The organism is Escherichia sp. MOD1-EC5950 (assembly GCF_002965345.1).
GTDB lineage: Bacteria > Pseudomonadota > Gammaproteobacteria > Enterobacterales > Enterobacteriaceae > Escherichia > Escherichia marmotae.
This window is the reverse complement of record NZ_PTSR01000001.1, coordinates 23507-43524: the sequence shown is the minus strand read 5'-3', so window position 1 is coordinate 43524 and position 20018 is coordinate 23507. Positions and strand designations below refer to the sequence as shown.

Here is a 20018-nt window from a genome sequence, read left to right as displayed (position 1 = left end):
TTTACCGGGCTATATTTTATTCTCCTGGCGGGAATTATCAGACCTCAATCTCCGCCATATCACCTTTCTCTTGCAACCAGTTACGGCGGTCTTCCGAGCGTTTCTTCGCCAGCAGCATGTCCATCATCGCGTCAGTACGCTGATCGTCTTCATCATCAATGGTTAACTGCACCAGACGGCGAGTATTCGGATCAAGCGTGGTTTCGCGCAATTGCATCGGATTCATTTCGCCCAGACCTTTAAAACGCTGGACGTTAGGCTTGCCTTTTTTGCGTTTTAACTGCTCAAGCACGCCCTCTTTTTCTTCTTCCGTCAGCGCGTAATAAACCTCTTTCCCGAGGTCAATGCGGTAGAGCGGTGGCAGAGCAACGTAAACGTGGCCGTGTTTCACCAGCGTGCGGAAGTGCTTTACAAACAGTGCGCAAAGCAACGTAGCAATGTGCAGGCCATCGGAGTCCGCATCCGCCAGGATACAGATCTTGCCATAACGCAACTGGCTAAGGTCGGCGCTGTCAGGATCAATACCGATCGCCACTGAAATATCATGCACTTCCTGCGAGGCCAACACTTCATCAGAAGAGACCTCCCAGGTGTTAAGGATCTTACCTTTCAACGGCATGATCGCCTGATATTCACGATCGCGCGCCTGCTTGGCTGATCCACCTGCGGAGTCACCTTCCACGAGGAACAGTTCGGTACGATTGAGATCCTGCGCGGTACAGTCAGCCAGTTTGCCAGGCAACGCCGGGCCACTGGTCAGCTTTTTACGTACCACTTTCTTCGCCGCACGCATACGACGCTGGGCGCTGGAAATCGCCATCTCCGCCAGCAATTCAGCAGCCTGGACGTTCTGGTTCAACCACAGGGTGAACGCATCTTTCACCACGCCAGAAACGAATGCCGCACATTGACGCGAAGAGAGACGTTCTTTGGTCTGCCCGGCAAACTGCGGATCCTGCATTTTTACTGACAGCACATATGCGCAGCGATCCCAGATATCTTCCGCTGACAGTTTCACGCCGCGCGGCAGAATGTTGCGGTATTCACAGAACTCGCGCATCGCGTCCAGCAGGCCCTGACGCAGACCGTTAACGTGCGTCCCGCCCTGCATCGTTGGGATCAGGTTGACGTAGCTTTCGGTCAGCAGTTCGCCACCTTCCGGCAGCCACAAGAGCGCCCAGTCCACCGCTTCGGTATCGCCAGAAAAATTACCGATAAACGGTTTTTCCGGCAGCGTCGGCAAGCCATTTACCGCTTCCGCGAGGTAATCATTCAGACCGTCCTGATAGCACCAGCGTTGTTCGGTATTGTTGATCTCATCTTTAAAAGTGATCTCAACGCCGGGGCACAGTACCGCTTTGGCTTTCAGCACATGCGTAAGGCGCGAAACAGAAAAACGCGGGCTGTCAAAGAAGGTTTCATCCGGCCAGAAATGTACGCTGGTGCCGGTATTGCGTTTACCGCAAGTGCCGACAACCTGCAAATCCTGTACTTTTTCGCCATTTTCAAACGCGATGTTATAAATCTGGCCATCGCGGCGCACGTTGACTTCTACGCGCTTTGACAGGGCGTTAACCACCGAAATCCCCACGCCGTGCAGGCCGCCGGAGAACTGATAGTTTTTATTGGAGAACTTACCACCCGCGTGCAGACGGCAGAGGATCAATTCGACCGCCGGAACACCTTCTTCCGGGTGAATATCCACCGGCATTCCACGGCCATCGTCAATGACCTCCAGCGACTGGTCAGCATGTAAAATAACGTCCACGCGTTTTGCGTGACCGGCCAGTGCTTCATCGACACTGTTATCAATAACTTCTTGCCCCAAATGGTTTGGGCGAGTGGTATCGGTATACATCCCCGGGCGGCGGCGAACCGGCTCAAGCCCGGTGAGTACCTCAATGGCATCAGCGTTATAAGTTTGCGTCATGGTTTAAGTTAGCAATTCGAGTTGATCGTCAGAGATGGTGCAGACCAAGAAAATCGACGATCGGGTTGAAATAATCTTCGAAGCCCGTGAATGCGTGGTTGCCGCCTTCTATTACAGTCTGGCGGCAGGAGGCGTAGTACGCCACCGCCTGGCGGTAATCCAGCACTTCATCTCCCGTCTGTTGCAGCAGCCAGATAAGATCCGGTGCTTCCAGTGGGTCAATCTGCATGACTTTGAGATCGTAAATATGGCGTGACTCTAGCACATATTGCTGCCCGGTGTAGGGGTTCTCGTTCTGACCGAGATAGTCCGTCAGCAGTTCAAACGGGCGCACAGCCGGGTTTACCACTACCGCTGGCAGCATAAAACATTGCGACAACCAGGTAGCGTAATAACCCCCAAGTGACGAACCAACGATACCCAGCGAATCACCACCATGTTCCAGCACAATGGATTCCAGCAGTTCTGCCGCATCGGAAGGATACGGCGGCAACTGCGGAATAATCATCTCAACGTCAGGGTGATGCTCCGCCAGCCAGTTTTTCAACAAGCTCGCTTTCGCTGAACGCGGCGAACTGTTGAATCCATGCAAATAAAGAAGCGTTGACATCAGTAGCCTTCTGAAGCGGTATCTGGTTGGAAACGAGTGTCCGCCAGGCGGTGCACTTCGGTAGTCAGGGTGCCATCGGCATGGAGTTCCAGCGTACGCCAGCCTGGGGCAATAGTGTCCAGCGTAAAGTTGGAACAGTGTGGTTTAAACTGCACACAGGTTGACGGCGTTGCCAGCAGGCGGCGACCATTCCAGTCGAGATCGAGTTCCTGATGGATATGTCCGCACAACAGATATTTGACGTGCGGAAACTTCACCAGCACGTTATCCAGTTCACCCGCGTTACGCAGACTGTGCTGGTCAAGCCAGCTACAACCCGCAGGCAACGGATGATGGTGCAGCAGCAGCAAAGTATGACGTTCTGGCGCATCGGCCAGTTTACGTTCCAGCCAATCAAGCTGAAACTCGCTCAACTCGCCGTGCGGTACGCCAAACACCTGGCTATCCAGCATCAGGATTTGCCATTGCTCACCAATAAACACACGCTTCGCCGGGGAGATACCCGCATCCTGTAATGCGCTGTACATCGCAGGCTGGAAATCATGGTTACCCGGCAGCCAGACGCAGGGCGCACGAAAGCTTGCGATGCCTTCTGCAAAGTGCTGATAGGCCGCAGAGGATTGATCCTGTGCCAAATCACCTGTCGCGACAATCAGGTCGAATTCGTGCTGGTGTGGGCGAATCGCCTCCAGCACCGCCTGATAGCTCTCCCAGGTGTTTACCCCCAGCAGGGCTTCGTGCTTTTGTGCAAACAGGTGAGTGTCGGTAATTTGTAAAATCCTGACTCTGGCCTCACCAGCCAGAGGAAGGGTTAACAGGCTTTCCAAATGGTGTCCTTAGGTTTCACGACGCTAATAAACCGGAATCGCCATCGCTCCATGTGCTAAACAGTATCGCAACCAGTCCGCTAAAAACTGATTAATTTGATGCTTTTCGTCGCGTTGATGCAACTTTTTATTAGGATAATCATACCGCGCTTTAAAGCGAAAAATCTGCTGACTTGAACACACTTCAGCCACCATCGCGTCATGATACAGACGCACCGTCATTGACGGAAGGCTCCAGTAACTGATTGCAGGTGCAATCTGTTCAATTGTCACCAGGGTAGTGTATCGGGTCGATTCCACAATCGTTAACCGATATTGTGCGTTTGCCACCTGATAGCTTACAGTTTCGCCGGGTGCGTCATTGCGCGGCAACAAACGGCGCAATTGTGAAAAGTTCATCTCGCACAGGCGCATCATTTCAGGAAAGTCAGGTGTGTAACGCTTCATTTATGCCCACTCATTTTTTAACGCTTGATGATGCAGTTGCAGCCATTGCAAAGCGATGACCGACGCTGCGTTGTCGATTTTCCCCTCTTCTACCCACCGGTATGCCTGTTCCCGGCTTACCACATGAACGCGAATATCTTCGTTTTCATCAGCCAGACCGTGAATACCGCTTGCGGTCGTGGCGTCCACTTCGCCCACCATAATTGACGAACGCTCACTGGTACCGCCCGGGCTTGCCAGGAAACTTAACACCGGTTTGATCCGTTTGACTATCAGTCCCGCCTCTTCAATCGCTTCGCGACGGGCGACATCTTCTACGCTTTCACCTTCTTCGATCATCCCGGCAACCATTTCCAATAACCAGGGCGTTTCGCTGGTGTCATAGGCGGCAATCCGAATCTGCTCAATCAGCACAACTTCATCGCGTACTGGGTCAAAGGGTAGCAAGACTGCGGCGTGCCCGCGCTCAAAAATTTCCCGCCGGACCTCATGACTCATTTGTCCGTTGAATAGACGATGACGAAATCTATAAAGATCTAATGAAAAAAAGCCGCGATAAAGTGTTTCTCGTGCAATAATTTCTACATCGTTTTTGCCAAATGTAACGGGCAGGTTGTCTGGCTTAAGCATTGTTAATGTCCTGACACTAATAGTGAATTAAATGTGAATTTCAGCGACGTTTGACTGCCGTTTGAGCGGTCATGTGTTAAATTGAGGCACATTAATGCCCTATGGCACGTAACGCCAACCTTTTGCGGTGGCGGCTTCTGCTAGAATCCGCAATAATTTTACAGTTTGATCGCGCTAAATACTGCTTCACCACAAGGAATGCAAATGAAGAAATTGCTCCCCATTCTTATCGGCCTGAGCCTTTCTGGGTTCAGTACGTTGAGCCAGGCCGAGAACCTGATGCAAGTTTATCAGCAAGCACGCCTTAGTAACCCGGAATTGCGTAAGTCTGCCGCCGATCGTGATGCTGCCTTTGAAAAAATTAATGAAGCGCGCAGTCCATTACTGCCACAGTTGGGTTTAGGTGCAGATTACACCTACAGCAACGGCTATCGCGACGCGAACGGCATCAACTCTAACGCGACCAGTGCGTCCCTGCAGTTGACCCAGTCCATTTTCGATATGTCGAAATGGCGTGCGCTGACCTTGCAGGAAAAAGCGGCCGGAATTCAGGACGTCACTTACCAGACCGATCAACAAACTCTGATCCTCAACACCGCGACCGCTTATTTCAACGTGTTGAATGCGATTGACGTTCTTTCCTATACCCAGGCGCAAAAAGAAGCGATCTACCGTCAGTTAGATCAAACCACCCAACGTTTTAACGTGGGTCTGGTGGCGATCACCGACGTGCAGAACGCCCGCGCACAGTACGATACCGTGCTGGCAAACGAAGTGACCGCACGTAACAATCTCGACAATGCCGTTGAGCAACTGCGTCAGATCACTGGTAATTACTACCCGGAACTGGCGGCGCTGAATGTTGAAAACTTTAAAACCGACAAACCACAGCCGGTGAACACTCTGCTGAAAGAAGCTGAAAAGCGTAACCTGTCGCTGTTACAGGCACGTTTGAGCCAGGACCTGGCACGCGAGCAAATTCGCCAGGCGCAGGATGGTCACTTACCGACTCTGGATTTAACGGCCTCTACCGGAATTTCTGACACCTCCTACAGTGGTTCGAAAACCCGTGGTGCGACCGCAGGCCAGTATGACGACAGCAATATGGGCCAGAACAAAGTGGGCCTGAGCTTCTCGCTGCCGATTTATCAGGGCGGAATGGTTAACTCGCAGGTGAAACAGGCGCAGTACAACTTCGTGGGTGCCAGCGAGCAACTGGAAAGCGCACACCGTAGCGTCGTGCAAACCGTGCGTTCCTCCTTCAACAACATTAATGCATCTATCAGTAGCATTAACGCTTACAAACAAGCCGTTATTTCCGCCCAAAGCTCATTAGACGCGATGGAAGCTGGTTACTCGGTCGGTACGCGTACCATTGTTGATGTATTGGACGCCACCACGACGCTGTACAACGCCAAGCAAGAACTGGCGAATGCACGTTATAACTACCTGATTAACCAGTTGAATATTAAATCAGCTCTGGGTACGTTGAACGAGCAGGATCTGCTGGCATTGAACAATGCGCTGAGCAAACCGGTTTCCACTAACCCGGAAAACGTCGCGCCGCAAACGCCGGAACAAAATGCTATCGCTGATGGTTATGCACCTGATAGCCCGGCACCAGCCGTTCAGCAGGTATCCGCACGCACTTCCACCAGTAACGGTCATAACCCTTTCCGTAACTGATGACAACGACGGGGCTTCGGCCCCGTCTGAACGTAAGGCAACGTAAAGATACGGGTTATCTGCCGCATTCTTCCCCCTTCTCGCTTCAATTTCGACCAGCCATCCTCTATTCTGATGGGTATTTACCACTGGTCCCGGAAGACAAAAATGAAACGGACAAAATCCATACGCCACGCATCGTTCCGCAAAAACTGGAGCGCACGCCATCTGACACCTGTCGCTCTTGCTGTTGCCACTGTTTTTATGCTGGCAGGCTGTGAAAAGAGTGATGAGACCGTGTCTCTGTATCAAAACGCTGATGATTGTTCAGCCGCAAACCCAGGCAAAAGCGCAGAATGCACCACCGCGTACAACAATGCGCTGAAAGAAGCCGAACGTACCGCGCCGAAATACGCCACCCGTGAAGACTGTGTTGCCGAATTTGGCGAAGGTCAATGCCAGCAGGCACCTGCCCAGGCAGGCATGGCACCAGAAAACCAGGCGCAGGCCCAGCAATCCAGCGGAAGCTTCTGGATGCCGCTAATGGCAGGTTACATGATGGGTCGTCTGATGGGCGGCGGAGCGGGTTTTGCACAGCAACCGCTGTTCTCCTCAAAGAACCCTGCCAGCCCGGCTTACGGTAAATATACCGACGCAACCGGTAAAAACTATGGCGCAGCCCAGCCAGGCCGCACCATGACCGTACCGAAAACAGCAATGGCACCAAAACCAGCGACCACCACCACCGTTACCCGCGGCGGCTTTGGCGAGTCTGTTGCCAAACAAAGCACCATGCAGCGTAGCGCAACCGGCACCTCTTCTCGTTCAATGGGTGGTTAATACCGATGGAAAGAGTCAGTATTACCGAGCGCCCGGACTGGCGCGAAAAAGCCCACGAATACGGTTTCAATTTTCACACCATGTACGGCGAGCCGTACTGGTGTGAAGATGCCTACTACAAGTTGACCCTCGCCCAGGTTGAAAAACTGGAAGAAGTTACCGCCGAACTGCACCAGATGTGCCTGAAAGTGGTGGAAAAAGTGATCGCCAGCGATGAGCTGATGACCAAATTCCGCATTCCAAAGCATACCTGGAGCTTTGTACGTCAGTCATGGCTGACCCACCAGCCGTCGCTTTATTCACGTCTTGATCTGGCGTGGGACGGTACAGGCGAACCTAAGTTACTGGAAAATAACGCTGATACGCCAACATCACTGTATGAAGCAGCGTTCTTTCAGTGGCTCTGGCTGGAAGATCAGCTTAACGCTGGCAACCTGCCGGAAGGCAGCGATCAGTTTAATAGCCTGCAAGAAAAGCTGATTGATCGCTTTGCCGAGCTACGTGAACAGTATGGCTTTCAGTTGCTGCATCTCACCTGCTGTCGCGACACGGTGGAAGATCGCGGCACTATTCAGTATTTGCAGGACTGCGCGACCGAAGCTGAAATCGCTACCGAGTTTCTGTATATCGACGATATCGGTTTAGGTGAAAAAGGTCAGTTCACGGATTTACAGGATCAGGTCATCGCTAACCTGTTCAAACTATATCCGTGGGAATTTATGCTGCGCGAAATGTTCTCTACCAAGCTGGAAGATGCTGGCGTACGCTGGCTGGAACCGGCGTGGAAGAGCATTATCTCCAACAAGGCGCTTCTGCCACTGCTGTGGGAGATGTTCCCGAATCACCCGAACCTGTTGCCCGCTTATTTTGCGGAAGATGATCATCCGCAAATGGAAAAATATGTGGTTAAGCCGATCTTCTCACGTGAAGGTGCAAACGTGTCGATCATTGAGAACGGTAAAACCATTGAAGCGGCGGAAGGCCCGTATGGCGAAGAAGGAATGATTGTTCAGCAATTCCATCCGCTGCCGAAATTTGGCGACAGCTATATGCTGATTGGAAGCTGGCTGGTGAACGATCAACCTGCCGGAATTGGCATTCGTGAAGACCGTGCATTGATCACCCAGGATATGTCTCGCTTCTACCCCCATATTTTTGTTGAATAATACTGCTTAAAATTGCCCCGATAACCGGGGCAATTCATTATTAATCCGCAATTCATAACTCCAATCAATATATAACCACATACATCTCTACATTTTATTTAACATTAATAATCAATCTAATGTAAAATCGTCATATACAGACGGTTTTGTAATTAAAACAAGTAAAGAAATCATAATACAAGTCACTGATATTTCTTAAATATTTTGTTTTTATCACATTAAAATTTGATTTAATAATAAAAAAACAATGCCGCAGAGATCACACTACACAATATTGAATATTGTTATTGATATATCGCCACCCTACTATCCATTAAAGATAAATATTCATTTCAGAGAATGACAATATATTAAAAAACAACAAAAACATTCTCACTATTTATTTAACCTGCATCTTCATTCATAAAATGAATTTATTAGTCCTATCTCAACAGTCGATATTCATCATTATTATATATTTGCGTTATATAAGGAGATATATCCATGTTTGATAAATACAGAAAAACACTGGTAGCCGGAACTGTGGCATTAGCTCTGGGTTTATCTGCAACTGGCGTGATGGCTGCAGGTTTTAAACCAGCGCCACCAGCCGGGCAACTCGGTGCTGTCATCGTTGATCCCTACGGTAATGCACCTCTGACCGCTGTGGTTAATTTAGACAGTCACGTCATTTCAGACGTCAAAGTTACCGTCCACGGTAAGGGCGAAAAAGGCGTTGAAATCAGCTATCCCGTGGGTCAGGAGTCACTAAAAACTTATGATGGCGTACCGATTTTTGGTCTTTATCAGAAATTTGCAAACAAAGTGACCGTTGAATGGAAAGAAAACGGCAAAGCCATGAAAGATGACTACGTGGTGCAGACTTCAGCCATCGTCAACAATTACATGGATAACCGCTCCATCTCCGATCTACAGCAGACCAAAGTTGTTAAAGTCGCCCCCGGTTTTGAAGACCGCCTCTATCTGGTTAATACCCATACCTTTACCGCACAAGGTTCCGATCTCCACTGGCACGGCGAAAAAGATAAAAATGCCGGTATCCTCGATGCAGGCCCGGCAACCGGTGCACTGCCTTTTGATATCGCCCCCTTTACCTTCATTGTCGATACCGAAGGTGAATATCGCTGGTGGCTGGATCAAGACACCTTCTATGATGGCCGTGACCGCAACATCAACAAACGTGGTTATCTGATGGGTATCCGCGAAACACCGCGTGGCACCTTTACCGCAGTACAAGGCCAGCACTGGTATGAGTTCGACATGATGGGCCAGGTGCTGGAAGATCACAAACTGCCGCGTGGATTCGCTGACGCTACCCATGAATCCATTGAGACGCCTAACGGCACGGTACTGCTGCGCGTAGGCAAGAGCAACTACCGTCGCGATGATGGCATACACGTCACGACCATTCGTGATCACATTCTTGAAGTCGATAAATCGGGTCGCGTTGTCGATGTATGGGATCTGACAAAGATCCTCGATCCGAAACGTGATGCTCTGCTTGGCGCACTGGATGCCGGCGCAGTTTGCGTTAACGTTGATCTGGCCCACGCGGGTCAGCAGGCAAAACTGGAACCGGATACACCGTTCGGTGACGCTCTGGGTGTAGGACCAGGCCGTAACTGGGCGCACGTTAACTCCATCGCATATGACGCCAAAGATGACTCAATTATTCTCTCCTCACGTCATCAGGGCGTAGCGAAGATTGGTCGTGATAAGCAAGTGAAATGGATCCTTGCACCATCCAAAGGCTGGGAAAAACCGCTGGCCAGCAAACTGCTGAAACCTGTGGATGCCAATGGTAAACCTATCGCCTGTAACGAAAATGGCTTATGTGAAAACTCGGATTTCGACTTCACCTACACCCAACATACCGCATGGATCTCCAGCAAAGGTACGCTCACTATCTTTGATAATGGCGACGGTCGCCATCTGGAACAGCCCGCCTTACCGACCATGAAATATTCACGCTTCGTGGAATATAAGATTGATGAGAAGAAAGGTACTGTTCAGCAAGTTTGGGAATACGGTAAAGAACGCGGTTACGATTTCTATAGCCCAATCACCTCCATCATCGAATATCAGGCCGACCGTAACACCATGTTCGGCTTCGGCGGTTCCATTCATCTGTTCGACGTCGGTCAGCCTACCGTCGGTAAGTTGAACGAAATCGACTACAAAACCAAAGAAGTGAAAGTGGAAATCGACGTGCTGTCTGATAAACCCAACCAGACTCACTATCGCGCGCTGTTAGTCCATCCAAAACAGATGTTTAAATAATTAAGAAGGGAATAAAAATGTCGAAATTAGGGATCTCATCACTGCTTAAAAGCGTGCTACTTACCGCTACTCTGGCGGTTTCATTTACTGCTTCCGCCTTCACCGAAGGCACGGATTATATGGTTCTGGAAAAACCCATTCCGAACGCCGACAAAACGCTGATCAAGGTTTTCAGCTATGCCTGCCCGTTCTGCTACAAATATGACAAAGCAGTTACCGGCCCGGTATCGGAGAAAGTGAAGGATGTCGTCGCTTTTACCCCATTCCATCTGGAAACCAAAGGTGAATACGGTAAGCAGGCAAGCGAAGTCTTTGCAGTATTGATTAATAAAGATAAAGCGGCCGGCATTTCTTTATTTGATGCTAACTCGCAGTTTAAGAAAGCCAAGTTTGCTTACTACGCGGCTTATCACGACAAAAAAGAACGCTGGTCTGACGGTAAAGATCCGGCTGCTTTTATCAAAACCGGTCTGGATGCCGCAGGTATGAGCCAGGCGGATTTTGACGCCGCACTGAAAGAGCCTGCGGTACAGGAAACACTGGAAAAATGGAAAGCGGCCTATGACGTAGCCAAAATTCAGGGCGTTCCGGCCTATGTCGTCAATGGTAAATACTTGATCTATACCAAGAGCATTAAATCTATCGACGCTATGGCAGACCTTATCCGTGAGTTAGCAAGCAAATAACAGGGAAACAGGCTATGGGTATTAAGGGAATGTGGAAAGACCTTAGCACTTCACCGGTGAACACGCTGGTAAGATGGCAGGAACAACGCTTTTTATGGTTGTTAATGGCTGTTGCGATGGGCGCGCTGATTATCCTGGCGCACTCTTTCTTCCAGATCTATCTCTACATGGCACCCTGTGAGCAGTGTGTTTACATTCGCTACGCCATGTTTGTGATGGTTATTGGTGGATTAGTTGCGGCGATTAATCCGAAGAATATCGTCCTTAAGTTGATTGGCTGTGTGATGGCCTTTTACGGCAGCATTATGGGACTGAAGTTTTCGCTCAAACTGAACGATATCCATCATGCAGTGCATAACCCGGATCCCGATTCACTGTTTGGCGTACAGGGTTGCTCGACCGATCCCACTTTTCCCTTTAATCTGCCGCTGGCACAATGGGCTCCAAACTGGTTCAAGCCTACCGGGGATTGCGGCTATGATGCGCCAATCGTTCCTGATGGCGTCACACTGAGCAGTATGCAGCAGTGGTTTGTGGAGATGTATCAGCAATCTGAAGGTTGGTATCTGCTACCTCCGTGGCACTTTATGAACATGGCACAGGCCTGTATGTTGGCTTTTGGTCTCTGTTTGTTGCTGCTACTGGTGATGAGCGGTGCGTGGGGACTTAAACTGCTGAGAAAGTAAGGTAATGCAAACCGAAGCCAACAATTTGGCTTCGGTTTTCTTCATCTATTAACCTACCTGCACCGATAGCATACTTAAACTTCCCATTTCTATGCCATCGACTGGAATGGTAATTGCCTCTTGCCCATCCCATGCGCCTAAAATATACAAAAGCGGTAGATAGTGTTCCGGTGTTGGATTCGATAACGCCCCGCCCTCATGGTCCAGGTAGTTCACCAGAGGATGCTGTTCCACCGGCCCTTGCCACGTTAAATTCGCTTTCACATACTCATTGAACGACATCGCCCACGGATACGGTGAGCTGTCGCCATGCCATTTTACTGTGCGAAGGTTATGCACCACGTTGCCGCTGGCGACTAACATTATTCCTTCATCGCGCAGCGCCGCCAGTTTACGCCCCATTTCGAAATGCCAGGCGACGGGTTTAGTACTATCGATACTCAACTGCACCATCGGAATATCAGCTTGCGGATACATCTTAATCAGCACGCCCCATGAACCGTGGTCAAAACCCCAGGCTTCTTGATCCAACGTGACAGGGGCTGGCGCTAACAATTCAACCAGACGTTGCGCCAATGCTGGCGATCCTGGAGCCGGGTAATGAGTGTCGTAAAGCGCCTGCGGAAAGCCACCAAAGTCATGAATAGTGGGCGGCGCTTCCATCGCAGTAACTCCTGTTCCCCGGGTAAACCAGTGAGCCGAAACCACAACAATCGCTTTCGGGCGCGGTAACGTCATCCCCAACTTGTGCCAGCTACGGGTATATAGATTATCTTCCAGCACGTTCATCGGGCTACCGTGACCTAAAAACAATGCTGGCATACGTGTTGAAGACATGATGATATCCTTAACTAAAGGTGTCATTTTGATATCCTCACAATACGCTTGTTCGGCGGAGTAAGAACCCGGATAACAATGATGATCATCATCAGTTATTTTGAAGATCCGCCTGAAGGTGAAGATTTATAAGGAGTAGTCGATGTCAGTACCTCTCATTCTGACCATACTGGCGGGGGCAGCCACGTTTATTGGCGCGTTTCTCGGCGTTCTCGGGCAAAAACCCTCGAACCGGCTACTGGCGTTTTCGCTAGGATTTGCAGCGGGGATCATGTTGCTTATCTCATTGATGGAGATGCTACCTGCCGCATTAGCCGCTGAAGGGATGTCCCCTGTTCTGGGCTATGGGATGTTTATCTTTGGTCTGCTGGGCTATTTTGGTCTGGACCGTATGTTACCGCATGCGCATCCGCAGGATTTAATGCAAAAATCGGTGCAACCGTTACCAAAATCGATCAAGCGTACTGCCATTCTGCTCACTCTTGGCATCAGTCTGCATAACTTCCCGGAAGGTATCGCTACCTTTGTAACGGCAAGCAGCAATCTGGAACTGGGCTTTGGCATCGCGCTGGCCGTTGCATTACACAATATTCCTGAAGGTCTGGCAGTGGCGGGCCCTGTTTATGCAGCTACGGGGTCAAAACGAACAGCGATTCTGTGGGCGGGAATTTCTGGGCTGGCGGAAATACTCGGCGGCATTCTGGCGTGGTTGATCCTCGGCAGCATGATTTCACCCGTCGTTATGGCGGCAATTATGGCGGCGGTGGCTGGGATTATGGTGGCGCTCTCTGTTGACGAATTAATGCCGTTAGCGAAAGAGATAGACCCCAATAATAACCCGAGCTATGGCGTGCTATGCGGAATGTCAGTGATGGGATTCAGTTTAGTGCTGCTACAAACGGCAGGAATTGGCTAAAAACAATTTCAGATGTTGTCCTGTACATGGACAACATCTGCTGGCTCCCATAAAGCCCTATTCTAGCTTTTCGGCCGTCTCTTCTCTCGTACTGTTTAAGTATTTGTTTCGCGCTTCCAGCAGTGCGTCTCTATCCTGGCGAAAAGCCCGACAATAACGTTTCAAATGCAGGAAATAACCCACTACAACCAGCGCAATCAATACAATCCAGTACCAGGCGATAAACATCCTTTTTACCCTTAATATTTAACAATACTAAACATTTGGCGCATAAATTTCACATACCCTTTTCGGATATATTCATATGGTCGCATAATAACGGAACAAATATATGATTTTGATCATAATGAAAAAGGTTGGCTGATATCAGTGAAATTTTTTCATAGAAAAAGAGGGGATATTTACATTCCGTCAGGTGAAGACAAAATAAAACCGAAGCCTGCTACCGCTTCGGTTTCTTTGATTATCGCGCCAGTTTAAGCAGCCGTTTTCAGCTAGCTTTACGCTCATGCGCCTGCCGATACGCCACCAAATCTTCAATGGTGACCAGCGCCATATTGTGTTTATTGGCAAATTCAATGCATTCTGGCGCACGCGCCATAGTGCCATCATCATTAGTCAATTCACACAGCACACCTGCTGGTTTAAAGCCTGCCAGCGTCACCAGATCGATGGTCGCTTCAGTATGACCACCGCGAGTCAGTACCCCCCCCGCCTGTGCACGCAATGGAAATACGTGACCCGGACGATTGAGGTCAGAGGGTTTCGCATCATCGGCAATGGCGGCACGAACGGTCGTAATACGATCAGCAGCAGAAACACCGGTAGTCACACCTTCAGCAGCTTCAATGGTTACGGTAAAACCGGTGCCATAGGCACTGGTGTTATTTTCTACCATCATTGGCAGATCAAGTTGTTTACGGCGATCCTCGGTAATGCACAGGCACACAATACCGCTACCGTGGCGGATGGTCAGCGCCATCTGCTCAACGGTCATGGTTTCTGCCGGGAAGATCATATCGCCTTCGTTTTCACGGTCTTCGTCATCAAGCACCATTACACCGCGTCCTTCACGCAGCGCAGCCAGTGCATTTTCAACACGTTCGAAAGGCGTACCAAAAGAGGAAAGTAGCGTCTGATTCATGGTAAAAAAACCTCACTAAAATTATGGTTACCAGAATCAGGGCAGTCTTAGGAGTGGCGGCATACAGCCAAAATAACGTGAGCGGGTCCATGCCCGACAGAATCGTTACTCTCTCCCATCCGGACTTTAACCGTCGGCCCCGGAATTACACCGGATCTGCTGTCCTTTGAGTTTGCACCCAAAGCGCTCGCGGGCTTTCAACTATGTTGATTTACCGCCGGTGGGGAATTTCGCCCCGCCCTGAGAATAAGCGAGATCACTATAACGCTAATGGCTAGCGGCAGCAACGCTGCAGGTTCACATAATTCTGGTTTATGCCTGTCTCTTATCGCACTACAATGTTACTCAATACCTATCAGTTCAGGGAAACTACAATGATTGACCCGAAAAAAATTGAGCAAATCGCTCGCCAGGTTCACGAATCGATGCCTAAAGGAATCAGGGAGTTCGGGGAAGATGTGGAGAAGAAAATCCGCCAAACCCTACAAGCGCAGTTGACGCGTCTCGATCTGGTAAGCCGTGAAGAATTCGACGTTCAGACGCAGGTCTTGTTACGGACTCGTGAGAAACTGGCATTGCTGGAACAGCGCATCAGTGAACTGGAAACACGCTGCACCCCGACAGCAGAAACTCAATCTCCACCAGCTATCCCACCAGTTGATAAGCCTGAATAAAATAAACAAAAACGGGCCAAATGGCCCGTAATATCAATGTTCTAATTCCAGTTCTCTTGGCTGTGTCATCTGCTGGCAATACCATGCATAGCGGGCGCAAAACCAGGTTCGATGTTCTTCATCCATATTACCGGTGACGGCCAGAATATCGACCGGGCGGCCTTCAGTATGCATTCTGGCAAAACTACGCGCCAGGAAATCGAAATTATTTAAAGAATTAAGACTATGATCCATAAGCACATCCTCCGGTTATCGCATACCTTTTAAGGCTATATGCTTTTTCTGATTTCAGTATTCCTTAATCAGTGTAGTGCCTTTAAACATAACGTGCGTAAATATATTGTTTCGGATCACACTTTTTATCGAAAAATAAAAAATAACATTAATGGACTTCCCCTTTTAAAACATCACTAACACATGTTATTATTAGCAAAGGCAAATGTAAGAAAGGAAACAATACCATTGTAAACAATGCGTCACTGAATGGACGATGGAGTGACAGATGATTTTATTTACCGACTATAACGCACCTTATCTTTTTGCTATTTCCTTTGTACTATTGATCGGTTTGTTGGAAATTATTGCCATTATCTGTGGCCATATGCTCTCCGGCGCTCTTGATGCACATCTTGATCATTACGATTCCATAACCACAGGTAATATTAGCCAGGCACTTCATTATCTCAATATTGGAAAACTGCCAGCCCTCGTCGTCCTCTGTCTGTTGGCAGGCTTTTTTGGCCTCATTGGCATTCTTCTTCAGCATGTCTGTGTCATGCTCTGGCAAACACCACTCCCAAACCTGTTCGTAGTTCCAGTTAGTTTACTGCTCACAATTATCATGGTGCATTATACCGGCAAGGTGATTGCGCCCTGGATCCCTCGCGACCATAGTACTGCCATTACAGAAGAAGAATATATTGGCTGCATGGCATTAATTACTGGTCATCAGGCCTCTTCCGGAAAACCCTGTGAAGGAAAACTCACTGATCAATTTGGTCAAATACACTATTTATTACTGGAACCCGAAAAAGGGATATTCTTCAATAAAGGCGATAAAGTATTAATTATTTGTCGACTTTCTACAACGCGGTATTTGGCTGAAAAAAATCCCTGGCCAAACATATTGTAATTATTTAATTAAAAGGAAATTTAATAATGGATGATATTGTCAACTTAGTTCCGTCATGGATGTTTACCGCGATTGTTGCCGTATGCATTCTATTTATTATCGGTATTATTTTCGCGCGGCTTTATCGTCGGGCATCCGCCGAGCAGGCATTTGTCCGTACCGGATTAGGCGGGCAAAAAGTAGTCATGAGCGGCGGCGCAATTGTTATGCCTATCTTCCATGAAATAATCCCCATCAATATGAATACATTGAAACTGGAAGTCAGTCGCTCGACAATTGATAGTCTGATCACGAAAGACCGTATGCGCGTCGATGTGGTTGTCGCTTTCTTTGTGCGCGTAAAACCTTCAGTTGAAGGAATTGCCACCGCAGCTCAGACGCTGGGGCAACGCACTCTGTCGCCTGAAGATTTACGTATGCTGGTCGAAGATAAATTCGTCGATGCCCTACGTGCGACAGCGGCACAAATGACGATGCATGAGTTGCAAGATACGCGCGAAAACTTCGTTCAGGGAGTGCAAAATACCGTTGCAGAAGACTTATCGAAAAACGGCCTGGAACTGGAAAGCGTGTCACTCACCAACTTTAACCAGACCTCCAAAGAACATTTCAACCCGAATAATGCCTTTGACGCTGAGGGTTTGACCAAGCTGACCCAGGAAACAGAACGTCGCCGCCGCGAACGTAACGAGGTTGAACAAGATGTAGAAGTTGCGGTTCGTGAAAAAAACCGTGATGCGCTGTCGCGGAAGCTGGAAATTGAACAGCAAGAAGCGTTTATGACCCTTGAGCAGGAGCAGCAGGTGAAAACCCGCACTGCCGAGCAGAACGCAAAAATTGCTGCTTTTGAAGCTGAACGTCGGCGTGAAGCAGAGCAAACGCGTATTCTTGCTGAACGTCAGATTCAGGAAACCGAAATCGACCGCGAGCAGGCCGTCCGCTCCAGAAAAGTTGAGGCTGAACGTGAAGTTCGCATTAAAGAAATCGAACAGCAACAAGTCACCGAAATCGCCAACCAAACGAAATCGATCGCCATTGCGGCCAAATCGGAACAACAATCGCAGGCAGAAGCCCGTGCCAACCTGGCTTTAGCAGAAGCAGTAAGCGCCCAGCAAAACGTAGAAACGACACGTCAGACCGCCGAAGCTGACCGTGCCAAGCAGGTAGCGCTGATTGCAGCAGCACAGGATGCGGAAACCAAAGCAGTTGAACTGACCGTGCGGGCGAAAGCAGAGAAAGAAGCTGCAGAAATGCAGGCGGCAGCCATTGTTGAGTTAGCCGAAGCTACGCGTAAAAAAGGCCTGGCAGAAGCAGAAGCGCAACGAGCGTTGAACGACGCCATCAACGTACTTTCTGACGAACAAACCAGCCTTAAATTCAAGCTGGCACTATTGCAGTCTCTGCCTGCTGTAATCGAGAAATCCGTTGAGCCGATGAAGTCTATTGACGGTATCAAGATTATTCAGGTCGATGGCTTGAATCGTGGCGGCGCTGCGGGTGATGCGACATCAGGCAGCGTTGGCGGAGGAAACCTGGCGGAGCAGGCATTATCAGCCGCTCTTTCTTACCGTACACAGGCACCGCTTATTGACTCTCTACTTAATGAAATCGGTGTTTCAGGCGGTTCGCTGGCGGCACTGACTTCACCATTGGCTTCATCGATTCCCGTCGCAGATAAAGTAGAATAAATCTTCTTATATTCACATCCCTGGCTCAAAAAGCCGGGGATTTTTTATATCTACGTTCCAGCAAAAAGTGCAAATGATCAGGCTGTTGCAGCGTTTTGCGTGACCGCTCGGGGAAGACCAAACTGCATCAGAGAAAGCATTGTGCGGGGTCTGTCACTCATCAACACTCGGAGAGTCAGTAAGGGGTTGAAACGGAAAAGCCCCTCCCAAGGAAGGGGCCTTATAGAAGGAAAGGGTTATGATGAAGTTCGTCATCATACTGGTTGTGTTGTTACTGTTAAGTTTCCCGACTTACTAACAACTCATCAGAGGGAGAGAAATCCTCCCTTACCCTTGTTCCTTTACCTTAGGTTGAAAAAACAACAGCGCCAATAGCTCTACCTGGCACGAAGCGAGATCTGCGAACCGCTTTCCAGTTAGCCTTTTTTATCCTGTTGGATCTTCTTGATGATGTTGGTTGTCGAGCAACCATCTTCGAAGTTGAGCACCAGCACTTCACCGCCGTTGGCCCAGACTTCTTTACTCCCGGCGATCTCTTCCGGTTTATAGTCGCCGCCTTTCACCAGCAGATCCGGCAGGATCCCGGCGATCAGGCGCTGCGGCGTATCTTCTTCAAATGATACCACCCAGTCGACCGCTTCCAGTGCGCCCAGTACAATCATGCGCTGTTCGAGCGGATTAACCGGACGAGAATCCCCTTTCAGCCGTTTAGTGGAGGCATCGCTGTTCACGGCGACAATCAAGCGATCGCCCAGTTTACGGGCATTTGCCAGATAGGAGACGTGCCCGGCATGCAAAATATCGAAGACGCCGTTGGTCATCACCACTTTTTCACCGCGTTTACGCGCCGCGGCTACAGCCAGCTTCAGTTCTTCTTCAGTCATCACGCCAAAGCCAGTGTCCGCACGTCCACGTACTGCGTTTTCCAGCTCGATCGGTGAAACCGTGGACGTCCCCAATTTACCGACAACAACGCCTGCTGCCGCATTCGCAAAGAAGCAAGCTTCTTCCAGTGAATTACCCGCAGCCAGCGTTGCCGCCAGCACGCCAATCACCGTATCGCCTGCGCCAGTTACGTCATAAACTTCCTGCGCCTGAGTAGGCATATGCAGCGGCGCTTTCCCCGGTTGCAGCAGTGTCATCCCTTGTTCGGAACGGGTTACCAGTAGCGCAGAGAGTTCATAATCGGCAATCAGTTTCATGCCGCGTTCAACAATCTCTTCTTCGGTCTTACATTTACCAACAACAGCTTCAAACTCAGAGAGATTCGGCGTCAGCAGCGTAGCGCCACGGTAACGTTCAAAATCAGTACCTTTTGGATCAATCAGCACCGGAACGCCCGCTTTACGCGCTAATTGGATCATATGCTGTACGCTTGCCAGCGCGCCTTTGGCGTAGTCAGAAAGCACCAGCGCGCCAATCGAACCCAGCGCCTGATTAATCCGCTCATGCAGTGGCTGCGGATCGACGCCTTCGAAACCTTCTTCAAAGTCCAGGCGGATAAGCTGTTGGTTACGGGAAAGCACCCGCAGTTTGGTAATGGTTGGATGCGTCGGCACAGAAACGAAGTCGCATTTTACGTTCACGTCCGCCAGTGATTTACTGAGCGCGCGCGCCGCATCATCAATACCTGTCAGCCCAACCAGACGCGCGTTAGCACCGAGAGAAGCGATGTTCATCGCCACGTTGGCTGCGCCGCCCGGACGTTCTTCAATGGTATTGACCTTAACCACAGGCACCGGCGCTTCCGGCGAAATACGACTGGTGGGGCCGTACCAGTAACGATCCAGCATCACATCACCAACCACCATCACTCCAGCACGTTCAAACTCTGGCAGCGTTACTTTCATTCCTGTCTCC

Annotated in this window: 21 protein-coding genes and 1 riboswitch; of the genes, 11 read left to right on the top strand and 10 right to left on the bottom strand. The window is 49.7% G+C overall.

Annotation, left to right across the window (positions count from 1 at the left end; genetic code table 11):
* Window positions 1–37: 37 nt before the first annotated feature.
* The 5 genes from parE to nudF are packed head-to-tail and all read right to left on the bottom strand — an operon-like array spanning window position 38 to window position 4444.
* Window positions 38–1930, bottom strand: a complete 1893-nt coding sequence (parE, locus tag BEA93_RS00265) for a DNA topoisomerase IV subunit B (protein ID WP_000195279.1) — start codon at window positions 1928–1930, stop codon at window positions 38–40.
* A gap of 28 nt (window positions 1931–1958) precedes the next feature.
* Window positions 1959–2540 carry an esterase YqiA gene (gene yqiA, locus BEA93_RS00260; protein ID WP_000105733.1) on the bottom strand — a complete coding sequence of 194 codons (582 nt, stop codon included), beginning with the start codon at window positions 2538–2540 and terminating at the stop codon, window positions 1959–1961.
* On the bottom strand, window positions 2540–3367 hold the full coding sequence (cpdA, locus tag BEA93_RS00255) for a 3',5'-cyclic-AMP phosphodiesterase (RefSeq protein ID WP_000444754.1): 828 nt from the start codon (window positions 3365–3367) through the stop codon (window positions 2540–2542). Before cpdA ends, yqiA begins: the two co-directional genes overlap by 1 nt.
* Window positions 3368–3391: 24 nt before the next feature.
* Window positions 3392–3814: a DUF1249 family protein gene (locus BEA93_RS00250; RefSeq protein WP_000833390.1), complete on the bottom strand. Its 423-nt coding sequence runs from the start codon at window positions 3812–3814 to the stop codon at window positions 3392–3394.
* A complete protein-coding gene (gene nudF, locus BEA93_RS00245) occupies window positions 3815–4444 on the bottom strand; it encodes an ADP-ribose diphosphatase (protein ID WP_000917113.1) in 630 nt (209 codons plus the stop codon). It abuts the gene before it with no gap.
* Between the two features lie 204 nt (window positions 4445–4648).
* On the opposite strand from nudF, the gene tolC reads away from it, so the two are divergent.
* The 6 genes from tolC (at window position 4649) to dsbI (ending at window position 11767) form a co-directional block, all read left to right on the top strand.
* The gene (tolC, locus tag BEA93_RS00240; protein ID WP_000735302.1) at window positions 4649–6130 is read left to right on the top strand and encodes an outer membrane channel protein TolC; all 1482 of its coding nucleotides are present in this window, start codon (window positions 4649–4651) and stop codon (window positions 6128–6130) included.
* A 147-nt stretch (window positions 6131–6277) separates the two neighbouring features.
* Complete coding sequence (locus tag BEA93_RS00230; protein WP_000831543.1) at window positions 6278–6949, top strand: DUF1190 family protein; 672 nt, start codon at window positions 6278–6280, stop codon at window positions 6947–6949.
* Window positions 6950–6954: 5 nt separating this feature from the next.
* Complete coding sequence (locus BEA93_RS00225) at window positions 6955–8115, top strand: glutathionylspermidine synthase family protein (RefSeq protein WP_000442874.1); 1161 nt, start codon at window positions 6955–6957, stop codon at window positions 8113–8115.
* A 483-nt stretch (window positions 8116–8598) separates the two neighbouring features.
* Window positions 8599–10395, top strand: coding sequence for an aryl-sulfate sulfotransferase (locus BEA93_RS00220; protein WP_105225055.1), 1797 nt, complete (start codon window positions 8599–8601; stop codon window positions 10393–10395).
* A 17-nt stretch (window positions 10396–10412) separates the two neighbouring features.
* Window positions 10413–11081: a thiol:disulfide interchange protein DsbA/DsbL gene (locus tag BEA93_RS00215; RefSeq protein ID WP_000040026.1), complete on the top strand. Its 669-nt coding sequence runs from the start codon at window positions 10413–10415 to the stop codon at window positions 11079–11081.
* A gap of 14 nt (window positions 11082–11095) precedes the next feature.
* The gene (dsbI, locus tag BEA93_RS00210) at window positions 11096–11767 is read left to right on the top strand and encodes a protein-disulfide oxidoreductase DsbI (RefSeq protein ID WP_016262562.1); all 672 of its coding nucleotides are present in this window, start codon (window positions 11096–11098) and stop codon (window positions 11765–11767) included.
* Between the two features lie 48 nt (window positions 11768–11815).
* Here dsbI and ygiD read toward each other — a convergent pair whose 3' ends face one another.
* Window positions 11816–12604, bottom strand: coding sequence for a 4,5-DOPA dioxygenase extradiol (gene ygiD, locus BEA93_RS00205; protein ID WP_061091056.1), 789 nt, complete (start codon window positions 12602–12604; stop codon window positions 11816–11818).
* 142 nt (window positions 12605–12746) lie between these two features.
* On the opposite strand from ygiD, the gene zupT reads away from it, so the two are divergent.
* The gene (gene zupT, locus BEA93_RS00200) at window positions 12747–13520 is read left to right on the top strand and encodes a zinc transporter ZupT (RefSeq protein WP_000115865.1); all 774 of its coding nucleotides are present in this window, start codon (window positions 12747–12749) and stop codon (window positions 13518–13520) included.
* Window positions 13521–13577: 57 nt separating this feature from the next.
* Here zupT and yqiD read toward each other — a convergent pair whose 3' ends face one another.
* A complete protein-coding gene (yqiD, locus tag BEA93_RS26025; RefSeq protein ID WP_000469265.1) occupies window positions 13578–13748 on the bottom strand; it encodes a protein YqiD in 171 nt (56 codons plus the stop codon).
* Between the two features lie 262 nt (window positions 13749–14010).
* Window positions 14011–14664 carry a 3,4-dihydroxy-2-butanone-4-phosphate synthase gene (gene ribB, locus BEA93_RS00190; RefSeq protein ID WP_001076995.1) on the bottom strand — a complete coding sequence of 218 codons (654 nt, stop codon included), beginning with the start codon at window positions 14662–14664 and terminating at the stop codon, window positions 14011–14013.
* 103 nt (window positions 14665–14767) lie between these two features.
* Window positions 14768–14916, bottom strand: a riboswitch (FMN riboswitch).
* 122 nt (window positions 14917–15038) lie between these two features.
* Between ribB and ubiK the strand changes: the two genes are divergently transcribed.
* Window positions 15039–15338: a ubiquinone biosynthesis accessory factor UbiK gene (ubiK, locus tag BEA93_RS00185; RefSeq protein ID WP_001517114.1), complete on the top strand. Its 300-nt coding sequence runs from the start codon at window positions 15039–15041 to the stop codon at window positions 15336–15338.
* Between the two features lie 33 nt (window positions 15339–15371).
* Here ubiK and glgS read toward each other — a convergent pair whose 3' ends face one another.
* Window positions 15372–15572 carry a cell surface composition regulator GlgS gene (gene glgS / locus BEA93_RS00180; RefSeq protein WP_001517115.1) on the bottom strand — a complete coding sequence of 67 codons (201 nt, stop codon included), beginning with the start codon at window positions 15570–15572 and terminating at the stop codon, window positions 15372–15374.
* A 268-nt stretch (window positions 15573–15840) separates the two neighbouring features.
* On the opposite strand from glgS, the gene BEA93_RS00175 reads away from it, so the two are divergent.
* The 3 genes from BEA93_RS00175 to ibsE all read left to right on the top strand — a co-directional run bounded on the left by BEA93_RS00175 (window position 15841) and on the right by ibsE (window position 18456).
* Window positions 15841–16470 (top strand): OB-fold-containig protein, encoded by a 630-nt coding sequence (locus BEA93_RS00175; RefSeq protein ID WP_001517116.1) that lies wholly within the window; start codon window positions 15841–15843, stop codon window positions 16468–16470.
* Window positions 16471–16496: 26 nt separating this feature from the next.
* Complete coding sequence (locus BEA93_RS00170) at window positions 16497–18158, top strand: flotillin family protein (RefSeq protein WP_000341014.1); 1662 nt, start codon at window positions 16497–16499, stop codon at window positions 18156–18158.
* 238 nt (window positions 18159–18396) lie between these two features.
* Entirely contained in the window at window positions 18397–18456 is a 60-nt protein-coding gene (ibsE, locus tag BEA93_RS00165) for a type I toxin-antitoxin system Ibs family toxin (protein ID WP_001387082.1), read from the top strand.
* Window positions 18457–18574: 118 nt separating this feature from the next.
* On the opposite strand, the gene hldE is transcribed toward ibsE, so the two are convergent.
* Window positions 18575–20008, bottom strand: a complete 1434-nt coding sequence (gene hldE, locus BEA93_RS00160; protein ID WP_001517119.1) for a bifunctional D-glycero-beta-D-manno-heptose-7-phosphate kinase/D-glycero-beta-D-manno-heptose 1-phosphate adenylyltransferase HldE — start codon at window positions 20006–20008, stop codon at window positions 18575–18577.
* Between the last annotated feature and the right edge of the window lie 10 nt (window positions 20009–20018).